At 42.7% G+C, this 14,989-nt stretch carries 8 protein-coding genes and 2 tRNA genes; 4 read left to right on the forward strand and 6 right to left on the reverse strand.

The features are described 5' to 3' along the window. Positions 1-63: 63 nt before the first annotated feature. The 4 genes from ACP69U_RS09475 (at position 64) to ACP69U_RS09490 (ending at position 4,290) form a co-directional block, all read left to right on the forward strand. On the forward strand, positions 64-2,436 hold the full coding sequence (locus ACP69U_RS09475; RefSeq protein ID WP_426138401.1) for an FdhF/YdeP family oxidoreductase: 2,373 nt from the start codon (positions 64-66) through the stop codon (positions 2,434-2,436). A gap of 85 nt (positions 2,437-2,521) precedes the next feature. Beyond that, positions 2,522-3,610, forward strand: a complete 1,089-nt coding sequence (locus ACP69U_RS09480) for a formate dehydrogenase accessory sulfurtransferase FdhD (RefSeq protein WP_426138402.1) — start codon at positions 2,522-2,524, stop codon at positions 3,608-3,610. 396 nt (positions 3,611-4,006) lie between these two features. Beyond that, positions 4,007-4,080, forward strand: a tRNA-Cys gene (locus tag ACP69U_RS09485). 123 nt (positions 4,081-4,203) lie between these two features. Then, a tRNA-Leu gene (locus ACP69U_RS09490) sits at positions 4,204-4,290 on the forward strand. A 178-nt stretch (positions 4,291-4,468) separates the two neighbouring features. Here the strand turns inward: ACP69U_RS09490 and ACP69U_RS09495 are convergent. Genes ACP69U_RS09495 through ACP69U_RS09520 form a run of 6 tightly spaced genes read right to left on the reverse strand, consistent with a single transcriptional unit; the run spans position 4,469 to position 14,986 of the window. Further along, positions 4,469-5,770, reverse strand: a complete 1,302-nt coding sequence (locus ACP69U_RS09495; protein ID WP_426138403.1) for a hypothetical protein — start codon at positions 5,768-5,770, stop codon at positions 4,469-4,471. Positions 5,771-5,820: 50 nt separating this feature from the next. After that, on the reverse strand, positions 5,821-6,882 hold the full coding sequence (locus ACP69U_RS09500; protein WP_426138404.1) for a hypothetical protein: 1,062 nt from the start codon (positions 6,880-6,882) through the stop codon (positions 5,821-5,823). 30 nt (positions 6,883-6,912) lie between these two features. Then, positions 6,913-7,974: a hypothetical protein gene (locus tag ACP69U_RS09505; protein ID WP_426138405.1), complete on the reverse strand. Its 1,062-nt coding sequence runs from the start codon at positions 7,972-7,974 to the stop codon at positions 6,913-6,915. 10 nt (positions 7,975-7,984) lie between these two features. Next, positions 7,985-11,416: a toxin VasX gene (locus ACP69U_RS09510; protein ID WP_426138406.1), complete on the reverse strand. Its 3,432-nt coding sequence runs from the start codon at positions 11,414-11,416 to the stop codon at positions 7,985-7,987. After that, positions 11,409-12,281, reverse strand: coding sequence for a hypothetical protein (locus ACP69U_RS09515; RefSeq protein ID WP_426138407.1), 873 nt, complete (start codon positions 12,279-12,281; stop codon positions 11,409-11,411). Before ACP69U_RS09515 ends, ACP69U_RS09510 begins: the two co-directional genes overlap by 8 nt. Positions 12,282-12,283: 2 nt before the next feature. Further along, positions 12,284-14,986: a contractile injection system protein, VgrG/Pvc8 family gene (locus ACP69U_RS09520; RefSeq protein ID WP_426138408.1), complete on the reverse strand. Its 2,703-nt coding sequence runs from the start codon at positions 14,984-14,986 to the stop codon at positions 12,284-12,286. Positions 14,987-14,989 lie beyond the last annotated feature (3 nt).

The raw sequence follows: 14,989 nt of genomic DNA on the forward strand, positions 1-14,989 counted from the left end.
CTGTATATCAAAATAGTTGCTGTATATCAAAGTCCGCTACCGCCATTTACTATGAGGTCTGTCATGCGCAAAATTCCTGTCTACTCCCACCCTGCTGCCGGTTGGCCTGCGCTGATTTCTTCTACTCGTAAGCTGATGGATTATCAGACTTTTTTACGGGGTAGCATAAGTGTGCTAAAAAGCAACCAACCTAAGGGCGGATTCGACTGTCCGGGCTGCGCTTGGCCAGATCATAAGTCACATAAAGCCATTGATGTCTGTGAAAACGGCATCAAAGTCATCGCCAGTGAGACCATGACAAAAAAAGCCGATGCGCAGTTTTTTGCGCGACATAGCGTCACCGAACTACAAGGCTGGTCGGGCTATGAGCTTGAGCATAGTGGTCGTTTATCAGAGCCTGTATATTATGATGCCGCGCAAGACCGCTACCTACCAATCTCTTGGGAAGCGGCTTATCAGTGTATCGCTGAACAGTTAGGAAAGCTTGACTCACCAGATGAGGCGCTATTTTATACCTCAGGGCGTGTCACTAACGAGCCCGCCTTTATGTATCAGCTGTTTGTGCGCTGTTTTGGCACCAATAATTTACCAGATTGCTCCAATATGTGTCACGAACCAACGTCGGTAATGCTCGGTAGACAGTTGGGTATTGGCAAAGCGACCGTGAAACTGGAAGACTTTGAGCAAGCCAAGCTGATATTGATGTTTGGACAAAATCCTGCGACCAATCATCCACGCATGCTTGAAATGCTTGCCCATGCTCACGAGCAAGGCTGTCGAATCCTCTCAATCAACCCTATGCGCGAACAAGGCTTACGTAAATTTAGAAATCCGCAAAAGCCCACGCATATGGCGGCAGGTCAAAGTGATGAGATGGTCGATGAGGTCATTCAAATTCAGATCGGCGGCGATGCAGCACTCTTAACCGGTATCGCTAAGTGGCTGACTAAAAACCATAAAATCGATCAAAGCTTTATCGATGAGCATACCTCAGGATATGAGGCACTCGACGCTTGGCTGCGCCAACAATCATGGCCGGATGTGGAACGCGGGTCTGGTATCAGTAAAGAGGAAATCATTAATATTGCAAAATTAGTAGCTGTGAGTCCTGCGACCATTTGCACCTGGGGTATGGGCATCACTCAGCACGTCCAAGGCGATGACAATGTAGCGATGATTACCAACCTATTATTATTAATGGGGATGATTGGTATTGATGGCGCAGGCGCGTCTCCCGTTCGTGGTCACTCTAACGTACAGGGCGACCGTACCATGGGCATCCATGAGCGCCCTGCACAAAAGCTACTAGACAGCCTTGAGCGTGTGTTTGAACGTCCGATGCCGCAAGAAAATGGCTTTGATGTGGTCTCTGGTGCGAAAGCATTGATTGCCGGTAAGTTAAAAGTCTTTATGAGTATGGGCGGTAATTATGCCGTGGCAGCACCTGATACCAGTGCGATTCAACACGCTTTAACCACCACTCAGCTCAATATTTTTGTCGGTACTAAACTTAATGAAACTATGCTGTATCCGGGCGCTAACAACCTTATTCTGCCTTGCTTAGGTCGTACCGAACGTATTATTACCACCAAAGGTGAGCAATTTGCCACTATCGAAGATTCCATGTGTCAGATTGTACCCACTCGAGGCAACCTGAAACCTGTCAGCGGTACGTTGAAGTCTGAAGCACAAATTGTGGCAGATATCGCCACTTATGTGCTTGGTGCTGATTCGTCCATTCCTTGGCAAGCAATGAGTGAAGACTTTGACATCGTTCGTGATTATATCGCCCAAGCGATTGACGGTTTTGAAGACTTTAATCAGCGTATTCGCGCAACCGAGCGTGGCTTTCATTTGTACCATTCTGCGCGTCATCGTGTATGGAATACTGATAGTGGCAAAGCGCAATTTGAAGTACCACAATACCCTATCACCTACGTCGCAGCACAAATGGCAGAGACCTCCTTAGCCTTTCACCATGACAAAAAACCTAATGATAATATTAATAGTACGCAAAACAATGAACAAAAGATTTGGCAATTGACCAGTGTCCGTAGCCATGACCAATTTAATACCATGATTTTCGGATTTGAAGATCGTTATCGCCAAACCAATCGCCGTGATGTGTTGTTTATGCACCCAGATGAAATGACTCGTTTGGGTTGGCAAGCAGGTGACCGAGTAATGGTATCCCGTCATGCCATCTCAAATGGTTCAAATAACACAGACGGTACCGTTCAGCCACGCGCGCTAGGGCCGTTAGTATTGACTGAGATGGATATCGCCGCTAACGCTGTCGCAACTTATTATCCTGAATGTAATGATTTATTTGATTTAGACACGCATGCACCAGACTCTCACATACCAGCGTATAAATCGACGACCGTTGTTTTGCAACGCGTTGAGGCAAATGCTGGTACGACTGATCATGCATAGTCAGCAACGGGCGGATCATTGAATGATGCATATATTTAAAAGGAACGATAACTTTGGTAATGACCATACGATATAACGAGGTATTATGATTGCCCAAAGTGATACTGAAACTGACGCAAAATATAGCGATAATTTTTCGGTAAATACCCTAACAAATAAGACATCAGAAACTCTAAAGTCATCTGCAACGCCGCTTGCACGTAATCATTGGGCGCAAAAGCATCATTATCCGACAGATAAATATAATCATAACAACATTATTGAGACCCGTGTTGCTAAGACTAATATTGCACAGACCAATATGCAGAAAATCAGTATCGACTGCCAATCAGCGAGCTTAGCAGTGGAAGCGGCAATTGCTATCGTTATCAATGGTATTCACTATGCGGTACTGATGGCAAGCCCTCACCAGCTAGAGTATTTAGCCGTCGGCTTTTTGTTTAGCGAAGGCTTAATTCAACATAGCCATGAGCTGCTTGATTGGGAAGTTACCCAACTGAGTGATATCGAAAATTATCAACAATTCACGCAAGATTCATTTATAAAGGAACGATTTATAAGAGATGCTACGGATGAAAGTTTTGAATTTGCACAAAGCTTATCGTCACTGCAAGATTATGACATTTATGTGGTGGAGCTAGTACTAAACCAGCGTTGTCATCAGCGTATCCAAGCGCAAAAACGTCAGCTAGCAGGGCGTACAGGTTGTGGTATGTGCGGCATCACAGGGCTAACACAAGCACTGCCTGACTTGAGTATCTATCGTCAAAACAGACAAAAGACAGATACACCAAGTCTTGACTGTCTATTAGCAATACGCCAGCAAGTCGATGCCATGCAGCATACGCACCAATTGACTGGTGCCGTACATGCCGCTGCGACGATGTATAATCAGCAGCTATACCTATTCGAAGATGTAGGGCGCCATAATGCGCTTGATAAGCTGATCGGTTGGCAACTGCGCCATAAAGTAGAGATTAGCTGCGTCCTTATGACCTCGCGCCTATCGATTGAACTGATACAAAAATCGATTCGTGGGCGCATCCCTTGGCTAGTCGGTATGTCTGCACCTACCAGTACCGCAGTGCGTGTCGCTGAGCGTTATGGCTTAGGATTAGCGGGTTTTTTGCGTGATAACAGAGTCACTTACTATTCGAATTATTCAGACCTATAAAATTTTATGCTCGACTCTCTCATGAAGCACACTCATTCATAAACTCTCATTTGCAGCGCTTTAATGACAGACATATAACCCTGATTTTTCGATAATAAACGGTCTCCTTTTTATCTCAAACAAGACCTTTTTAAAACACTATCTATTCCCTATCTCGTTTTATCAAACACACAACGAAATAATAAAGATATTATTTCGTTGTGTGTTTGATAATTACGATGTTTTTTGACGAACCATTCCTAATTTTAAGCTTGATAATAGCTTAATTTGACCTCTTAATACTTTGAATAAACATCAATTTATGGTCAAATAAGAAGAATTGAGTAGATAATTCGCATTTAGCTAAAAAATAACTTGTAATTTAAATTATATTTGCTAATATAGGCGTCCTTGATTGGCTGGGTGGCAGAGTGGTCATGCAGCGGACTGCAACTCCGTTAACGCCGGTTCGATTCCGACCTCAGCCTCCAATTATTTAGGTTAAAATTTTATTCATATTATATTAATTTTAGCTTGCTTTATTAATATAAATGCTTATAATAGCGACCACTATCTAACAAGTAGAAAGCTTACTTTTAGATTATACAAGTTTTGCCCGGGTGGTGAAATTGGTAGACACAAGGGATTTAAAATCCCTCGCTAGTAATAGCGTGCCGGTTCAAGTCCGGCTCCGGGTACCATTATATTAAAAGACTTCCAAGCAATTGGAAGCCTTTTTCTTATTGTGCATTTTCTCTTATTAAACTAAATTTTTTCCACTATTTAGACAATTTACTAGTAATGAACTGCTAGCTTTACTGTTAAACGTCCTTCTCACGTTTAGGGTAATAAGCTATATCAATTGTATATAATCAATAGTTAGCCACATCCTATTATCCCATTCTGAAAAGGCAAACCTTGTGTCGTAATAAAAAATAGATAGAACGATCCTAACATGATAAAAAAAGCAGCCACTTTCATAGTACTTAACGGCCTATTGGTGACACTAGCCAGCGCAAGCATTAATTTGGAATCCGTGAGCATAAATAAACACAGTGCCTGCATAAAGATAGCCTTTAATAATTGCTCATAGATTAAGGGACCGCGAGTTTGTTCAACAAACAGCAGAATCGATATATCTACGATGATCATAGTGAAAAAGGCATGTTTAACAGAGCTATTTAAATACGCATTTCCATTGTGTCGTTGGTAAACTTTGGGTCGCCTGGCTCTTCTCCTTTTTATATAACTCGTGGTAGGTTGAATAGTCATCGGGTTGGTTGCGTTAAAATACCAAATGGTTTCCCACCTTCCTTTAGTCATGTCTGGCATGATGTCTTCTGCTTGAAAATGTTGCAACTCCTGACTGGCAGGTGACCACCAATATCCTGTCTGCGGACAAGGCTGATTTGCCTCACAACGTGAAGATTCCAGTACTACACTACTGCCACCACCACTATCCGCGATACGCTCAACGAGCATCCAAGTAACAGGAGCTCTACCGACAGCGTGTGTCGTATCAGGGTCATAACCGACATTAGCTTCATTTGCTAACATGCCATCCAATAGCACTTGAGCACTGGCATCTGCTCGATTTGGTACATAAATGCCAGCGACAGGGACGACTTCATCTAACTCAACGCTATATTTAGGGTTCAAACGATAAATAGGCCACGATTCGGGTGGGTCAAGTGGTCCTCGCGATTCAGTAGTATAGCGTTCAATTAAACTACCAATTTTCCAGCCAAAATAACTGGTTATTTCTAAATTAAAAGCGCGCGTGCTTGCCTCTCTCCGCCATTTTTCATAATCAAGTTGTTGCTGCTCAGGCATCCAATCGATATCATAATCCATACTGATAGCCCGAAAATCACTCTCAACATTACCCCCATATCCTATCGCTGCTAGATCCCCTTTTAACAGCTCTTGATAACCAACATTTAAGCTGTCTAGAGTATCACGCAGATTCGGTAATACGCGCTCGCCCCAAACAATATCAGGTTGTCTGTTGATAGGGCGCGTACGGTAATCAAAGGGTAAATCGTTGACGAATAGTTCTAGAGCGTATTCAGCAGCGTCTAGCATATTCGCAAAAGCATCGCGCATCTCTTTAAAGTAAGCTGGTGAACTGTAACGTTCTAATAAGTAAATCTCTTGCGGTCTGATGATGTAGTTGTTCATTTTTAGCGGTTCTCATACTGCTTAATAGAGATTGGCTGATAAGTTTTTATCTAAGCAATCACCAGCATTACATACAGTATTGACCCAATAAACCATGTCGCATTCACAGCCATTCCTGAATACCATTTCAGCTTTACCGCTTGGTTTTGATTAGCAAAGGCTGCTTGGCGCTCTGCTGTGACAGGTAAGATGTTATATGGGTTGTTTTTTCCATCCCACATGAGCCGACGTTGCACTTCAGGATGTAGTGCTGGGTTGGCACTAGATTGATAGATATTACCCTCTGCTAGGTCTAAAAAGCTAACTGTACAGGCTCGTAACCAGCCCATGACCGTCACTTCATGGCGTAGTCCTGTTAAGCCTTTGTTTTTCTTTTCTTGTGCAATATCAGCACAGGCAAGGAGCGAGGTACTGATATCGGTGGGACAGGCATGGGCATATCGGGGATCAAGCGGTAGCTCATCTGCTGGACGCTCCATATAGGTGCGGATAAACGTCCACTGGTCATAAGGGTTGAGTTGCATGTCTTCAAAGTTAATAGATAAACTTGTCTCTCCTGTTGATTCATCGATGACGTGCAGATTCAGTACTTCATAGACTAAACCTTCATTGCGTCTCACGGAGGCTGTGATGTCTTTATAATTAATCAGATGAAAGATAGGGGCTTGCTTACGGTTATGTTCGTAGTAAGCAATCTGCTGGGTATTTTTTAGTAGTAGAATTTTATGGTATCGAGATTGTTTGATTTTAAGTTGTTTTAAAGTAAAAAATGCACCGAATGATAAGATTGATATCAGTATAATCAGCATTATTATTAATGAGAGACCAACAATATCGAAAGGACTTAAAAAAATGTAATCATATATAACTGCCAACAAGAAAAATATATTCTGCCCACCTAACCATGCACCACAATATGACGCTAAAAGCCATACATTTTGAATAGAATTAATCACTGGATGAAACAGTAGATAATCTGGATTCACCTCATGAATAAGTGTACTTATTCTATCAATACTAGCTTTTTTTTCTTGAAAATTACCAATCTCTCCCTCATAAGGGCGACTGAGTATTTTACCGACAGGAGGTATAGGAGGAACGGGTAAGATCATAGTTATACAATATGTAGTTAGCAATTTTCGCTAGCTATTATAAGCCACCACTGCCCATACAAATAAGCCAACGTTGATGAGTATGATACATACCCATCTGACATTAACCTCCCAATTTCTACCTTCAAACGCTAGTTTGGCTTCATAAGTTATGGGCTGTATTGGATACGGGTTATCTTGACCGTCCCATGTGAGTAGCTTTTGCACGTCGGGATGCAAGATGGCGCGTTTGGTACATTGGTAATGATTAGCCTGAAATAGATTACCTAAGGCTATTATTGAGCCTATTATAAAGACCATGATTTGACCACCGCCAGAATGATCACTAGGCAGTATGCTGTTTTTACGATAGATAATATCAGCACAAGCAAACAGTGATTTACTAGTGTCAGCTGGGTAAGCTTCGCAGAACTCAGGATTTATCGGTAAGTCATCGGCTTCATTTTCCATATAGGTACGGATAAATGCCCATTGTACACGCGGGTTGACTCTATAATCTTCTAGCTTTAGATGATGGGTAATATCACCTGTCTCCGGATCAGCGACATACAGATTGAGCGGTGTATAAGCTTGATTATATTTGTCTAGGTGCAGGTCTGGATGCACGTCTTTATAATCTACTATTTTAAGCTCATAAGGCTGTCTAAAACTCCATAGTGAACGGTAGTAATAAGCTATCTTTTGCTCTTTTTTTAAAAAGTAATATTGGGTGCGAATGAAGTGCTTTCTGATTAGTTGATAGAGAAATAAAATTAGTGGCGTACCAAATACAACAATCCATAAGAAGCTGAATACTATATCAAAAATACTAAATTCATCATCTATAAAGACAACCTCTCCAATATCTTGAAGAAAATAATTACCTAACCAAAATGAAGAAAAATAAACCCAGCCAATCGCAAAATAAAATACCCAAAAGTATGCGGGTAGGAATGTTAAGTAATCAGGATTGACGTCGTGAATTTCTTTGTTAAGATGTTCAATATCTTCAGTGTTCTTTAATAAGCTTTTGTCTATACTAGCGGTATAAGGACGGTCAATAGGATTGTGAAGCTCACTGATATGTTTGGCGAAGTCGTCGCGTAATTGCATGATGTTATCCTTATTGACTTGTGACGCTTGTACGTAGTTGGTAATATGGATTCATACTTGGGTTGAGCGCATACTTCACAACGGCTCTGAGTTTATCAACTTCACGACCAGCATTGGCTTGTGCTATCTCTCTCGCTTCTTGCATATCGTGTTCCTTATTGGGATCTCGCGTCCCTTCCCTATATGAGCCTAAATACTGCGCTTGAAAGTGACTGGTCTTGGGAATGTCTAATACGACCTTTAGTCCTCTTGAGGTTTCAATGACTTGGTTTTGTCGTTTAAGCGTCTCTATGCTAAAGGATTTTCTATCTAGTCCTAGCTCTCGACTGCCGATACCGATAAACTCTACGACAAGCTCACTATTATCGTTCCACTGACTTAACGTTATTTCTATTTGCCCCGATAATGTTTGTCTAAAATTATCAGTGTTTGTCGTAAATTGTGGGTTAACTTGTATTTCAGTTAAAGCTAGAGAGTAAGCGTGCATATCTTGCTCAAGGCTACTCATTGCCTGTATCTTAAAAGGGTTATTGGGATACTCGTCATTTAGCATAGCCTTATTGCCAAAGACGCCAGCATCTAGCCAATAGTGAATCGGTAGAATGTGACTTTTATCATAACTAAAAGCTACCCATTGAGCTATTAAGCTCACAGCCCACGCCACAGCCATAATGCCAATCACCCATGGCATGACAAAACCAAGCCCAATAGCTAGACCTGCCATTCCAGCCACGCCTGCTGATAACTGCGCAATACCTGTAACTTTAGCGGAAGTATTACTTTTACCGTCAATCATACGTTGCTGTGTCAGTTCTAAACTATACACCTCAAACCCAGCACCGACTGCCCCAAGCACACCGACACCGAGGCTAAGCCTTGCTATTGCAGTAGTGCTGGCACCTCGTATCTGTATACTAGCGGCAGCGACATCAAGCGCCGCCCCCGTCAATGCAAGGGAGGTACTGGCATAGCTGGTCATAAACTCGCGCGCTATTAGGTCTCCGCGAGCTGCCATAGCGTTCAAGCTACTCCTTCCCATCCATACACTACGTAACTGAAATAAACCAATCCCCGCAGATATCAGTGCTGCCTTACCTGCACTGCTACGCTCCAACTGTCGCTGTGCTCCGCTATGGCTATCGACATATTTATTTAAATCCGTTTGCGCATCGGCAAGCGATTGATTGACTGATGCTGCAGCTTGAGCAGTCGCTTTGTCTGTATATAGTGTTACCGTCATTCGGGCATTTTTATCACCGGTCGCTGCATTGTTGTAAATATCTAATGCTTGTTGATCTACGCCTAGGGAGTGCATAAAGTCTACCGCAAAAGGTACACTACTACCTGAAACCTGCTTAACCGCCCCAGTGTCGATACTTGCAGGTATGAGTTTCTTATGTGGCTTTGCGTTATTGATTCGATTATTTAAAAAACCCTCTAGCAATTTGGTCGCCTTGTCGGGACTATATTTTAAGATTTTCTGTGCCAGTCGAAACCCTGTAGATTGATTGACTGAAGCCTGTGTCCACAAGTCCATCTTGTAAAGCCAGCGGTTATTTTCCTTAATATGGCTCATGTTATTACTCATCGTCTGCACAATTTGAGCTTTGTAACTTGCCAACTCATTAAGATATTGGATTTTTTGTGCAGTCTTGGCATCTATAGCTTTTTGTTTGGCTTCATTTTTAAACGTATTGAGCCAGTTTGTTGCTGTACCAATAAAGTCACTCGCGCGCGCTAAGTTTTCATATGTTGGCGCATCTTGCATTTTTTGATTATCTTCGGGATCAAGGCCGATTAAGGCTTTAGATAGCCAATTGTCTTCAGGTGGTTTTTCTCCTGAAAGACAGGGTAATAACGTCTGCTCAAACTCTTGCTTTGCCGTCATACCCGATACTTGCTCTGGTTGATGGTCTGCCCAAATGGCATCTGGTATGCCAATGTTACTTTCATCAATACCGATACCTTGAATCGCTTCAGCAATAATTTGAGCATATCCTAAATGACTTTCTTCATCATTTTCAGGAAAGTCTTCACGCATGACAAAAGCAAACTCAGAGCGTTTAATTGCGTCTATGAATATTTGGCGCGCTGCTGCGATTGCAGCCTTATCTTTGCGGCTTTTTTTCGCAGTCGCTAAAACTGCTTTGAATTTTGATTCATTAATGTAATTATAGACATTCCTACCAACTGCTGAATTTGCTTTATAATTACGATCAAGACCTGCCCTTGAATAACCGATTTGTTCGTTAGTAGAAGATTGATTAGCAGCTTCTATGCTACTTTTAATATTATCAATAATAATGGTATTGACTTGTTCTCGAGTTTTACCTTTATTTTTTTGAGCATCATCAAGTTTTTTGAGTAGATAATTTCGCTTCTCTGCTGCTGCTACCACCTCTCCTACGGGATCAGGCAGGGCAACCATCATGGGCTTTGCTTTTTTTAAAAACTTCAATTCAGTTCTACCCAATTCGTCACTATATCCATCGTCAATACTTTTTTGAAGCGTCTCTACTCTTTCCGAAATACTTCTTTCCATACTTTTGTATAGCTGAAAAGCAGAACGTATAGCACCTTGAATGTCTTCTTTTCGATCTTTTTCATATATTGCAATTTTATCATCGATATCACCGCCCTGTTCTAACCGCTTTCGTTGATGAAAACTATTCATATAATCCAGTTCTGGTAAAAATTTAGACATATATCTAGTATTTTTATTATCAGTAAGGTCATCAACGACGAACTTTTGCATACGCTTATCGCGCAGTGCTTCATCATCAAAATATTTTTTTAATGTTGCTTTACTAAGCTTGGCATGACTGACCATCAGCCATACTATTTCACCTTGGAGCAAGGTAATATATTTACTATCTAACGTACTATGGTCTTCTTTCTCACAGAGAGCTGGCTGTACCATGTCGTCGAGAGGCTTATTATCAGGCTCATCTATATTTGTCACCTCTATCTTATTGGGATCTTCTTCATTCTTTACTGCAAAGTCATCTTCGCTATATATTTTAACACTTTTTAATGCCCCGTCTTTACCAGTAAATATCTCTTCAACTGATTTTTGTTCATCTCCATAACTATCAATATAATCATAAAAACAATAAAGGTAGGTGTGTGTAGGTAGGCTCGCAATAGCATCATGTTTAGCTGACTTTGAAGACAACCCATCCCCAAAATAACGCTTGTCATTACCGTTTACTCTATAATCATCCCGACTAAACACCACAGGTAAAATAGGTATACCTATATCTCCACATCCATAGTCACCACATCCTGTTGCTGTTACCGTGATAGTGGCTAGTTCAACTGAAAAAACATTATCAGAGGTATCATCGGCCTGTAGTACCATAGGATCTGACTTTACTGTATCTTGTGAGCTTTTATGATCACTTGTCAATCTATCCATAAAGTCCAGATTATTATCACTCATACCCCACCCCTTCTAATTGCTCTAAATCTCTAACAATATTCTTAACGGCTTGCTGCTGCGTCATTTGACGCTTGGCAATAAGTAATGCATGCGATATGACCGTCTTTAAAACATCGTCCGTTACTTTCATCTGACCCTTAAGCTGCCTCACTATCATATTCATCCACTCTGTTTGTTCTAGCAGTTGCCATTGCTGCTGACTAAATCTAAACGGTAATGGCTTTAACTGCTCTAGTGCTACTTGAATATTAGCAGCTGGATATACCTCACTTGGCATGGGTAGAGTCAATACGGTCATCTCATTATTCCAATCTACATAGTGAATATAAGGTAGTCCTAACTGGTGTATTTGTAGCTTTTGTTCAGCTGTCCAAATATAGGTTAATAGCACTAACACTCTAGGATCCCAATAGCGCAAATAACGAAACTTGTTTGTCCCCAATCCATACGCCTGTCCTATCAGATATATACTATGTTTGAGCGTGTCAGTGATCGGTTGATCAAATAGCCATAGACAGACGCTACGCGAATGCGGATAACCTGATATATCATAGGTGTTTTCATATAGTGCCAATGCCAGTAGCTGCTCAAGTAGCCGTTGCCCTTTACTACTATCGAGTGACATCTCAATAAGTGCCAAATCATCGCTAAAGCTATGATGAATGCGTTTGATACGCTCAAATGGTAAATCTATACCGCAGTCTAATAAATCAAAGACGGCTGTGCGATAAGCATTTAGATCAATAAGGACTGTCAGCCTTTGATATTGATTGTCAGAGACTGTTAGATATAAAGCCTTAAGTTGCTTTTGATAACCGTCAGTCGCTTGAATATCATCGAGAAACTCTACTTTTGGTATTAGCATACCTAGACCGCTCCACCTTTATTGCCAGCACTTTCTGTTTTAGCGACACAATCAGCAAGCTCATCTTGAGGCATCGTAATCGTTGGATTATTACCACCCCCACTCTCCCAATCCACCTTACTCGCCTTATACCCCACCTGACTTGGCGTAATAAAGGTCACATTGCCACCCGATATCTCAATGCCACTGCCCGCCGCTTTTAGGGTTAGCGTATCAGGCGCGATAATCTCGATACTGTCTCGACTGTGGATACGTAGCGTCTGCTCACTATCAAGGCGCATCTCATTCTGATGGGCTTGTATGGTCACATCGCCATGAGCCGCTGTATGAGTCTGAGCTTTGTTGGAGTAGTAATGAATATCGCCTGCCACCAGCTGATTCATTTGCGTCTGACTGTGATGATGGGTGTTGTCTGTAGCGTGGCTATGCGTATTTTGGGTACTGGTATGCTGACTATGCTGTCCGCTTAATAGTGCGAGATGACGCTGAGAGTCGATCAGCATATTGGCTTGTTGCCATTGTCCTGATTCGCTAAGACTACTATCGTTGGTGTCTTTGCTAAACTCGGCAAATGGGGTTTGCGCATCTTCTTTACTGTTACTCTTATTATTGCTACTGCCCTCTAGTCCCACTGGCTGATGGGTGTCAGCCAGCTGAGCGTAAGCTTGTTGGTGTTGGTCAGCAGTTTGTAGTTTGCTGTGGCTGTTATGGCTCATGTGAGGATTTGATGTGGGGTTTGATGCTTGGCTACTGATATGTAAGCCTGTACTGCCTTGCACATTGGCGGCGGCTTGGGTCTCGATACTGATACCTTGTCCACGGGCTTGTCCTCGGGTGTGGTCAGTATGCTGATACAGATGACCAATGGTTAGGCTGCTTTGATAGCTACTGCTATAGACATTAATCTGCGGACTGTCAGGATGAGCGTCAAACATGAGCTGGTTGTAGCCGTTAATAAGGCTGTCTTTGGTGGCGTCGCCTGTTCGACTGCTATCGATACTTTGAGTCTTGATACCGTCTATGGGATAAGCATGGCTTTGATTGATAAACCAAGCGGGACTGGTGGCATCAATCGTATCTGTATCGCTGGCAATGCTATTATGCTGAGCGTCAGAATTGCCTTGGCCGTTATGGGTGCTGCCGATTATGATGGGATGAGTAATGTCACCGCCGATGAAGTCGATGAGAACATGTTGCCCATGACGCAGAGGATGGGTCTGTCCCATGTGGTCGGCGACGAGGTGGCTGGCGATGGGTATCCAGTGTGCGCTATCGTCACCTTCGCTTTGCCAGTGATATCTGATATGGGCACGATGATTACGATCATGAGTGATGGCGCTACTATCGGTATCAATAATACTGGCACTCATCAGACCTGTGAGACTCGGATGCGGTTGTCCAAGTTTGTCCAGCTGTTCACCATAGGGGATGTGATAGTGATGCGGAAATGGTAGGTAGCAGGCGCTGATATGATGGACGTTGTCATCGTTGTCGTCATCATTATCATAGTTGGTATTTGGCTGTAAGGTAATGGGATCAAAGGGTGCTACCCCCAACCAATCTGCTGGAATATGATTATTAATATGCTGATGAATAGACACCAGACTGATCGGATCCGTTAAATAAGGGTTGCCATCGATATAGTGGCTACTTGGCAAGCTCAGATGACGGATGTTACCGGTTAGGCTACCAAGGTTGGCATGCTGCTGTGCGTTCTGCTGGTAGCGGGTGGCAAGCTTATCGAGACCTTTATCATCAAAACGGCTATGACTGTGTAAAAAGCGCTGATGCGTGCTGTTTGATGAGTCGATCGGTTGCTCGCTACTGCTACTGCCAGTATAGATACTCATCAAGCGACTGTCATAACGATGTAGGTCGCTTTGCTGAGTATGCTGAGCAATACGAGGACGAATGGCAGTAACGCGGTCTTGTCTATCAGCAAGGTTGGCAGGGTTTTGACTGAGGATGCTTTGGATATCATTGACATCAGGACGCAATTCTTCGCCATCACTAGGTAGTAGGACTAGAGTGTGTTTGTCGCTCTCATGACGGTAATAGCCTGTGATGCCATAGAGAGCAAGGTATTGGGTTAGATAAACAAGATCGGTTTGGTTGTATTGGACGCTGTGCTGTATATGATAATTGCTGTCATCACTGAGACGCTCGTCAATCTCAACGTTTATATCGTACGGGCTGATGATTTGAGTAATGAGTTCGCTTAGACTGAGATGATGATGACGGCGGTTATGGCTAGATAGGCGTAACTGACTTAAGCTAGGCTCGCAGATAATGCGATAAGCGGCCATGCCACTGTTGCTACCGAGGGCAATGACTTCGGTGATAATACCGTGGCGGGTTTGGCTTGGCAGTAGCGTATTACCCGTATGCCAATGAATCGAGAGACTTTGCCCTAGCCATTGCTTTATATCCAGTCCTGCCCGTGGATGCAGTAGAGTAATGCTAATACGGTAGCCGCAATAGAGGGCTAGCTGGCGCTCTTGATAAGACTGCGCTCGTTGATCTTGATGATAAGGGCTTGGACAAGCGTCAGGCGTTGGCATAAGCGCGGGCTTACTCCAAACGCTGTCGGGCAAAGGCATGCCAAGTAAGCTTTCAATCAAGTCAGCCTGTTGAATAAGACTGGTGGCAATATCAGGATGGGCACTACTCAGTTGCACATGCCGCTTTGTTTGGGTCCATACCATGAT

Origin of the sequence: Psychrobacter sp. TWR1-1-1 (genome assembly GCF_049895865.1) — a bacterium.
GTDB lineage: Bacteria > Pseudomonadota > Gammaproteobacteria > Pseudomonadales > Moraxellaceae > Psychrobacter > Psychrobacter immobilis_A.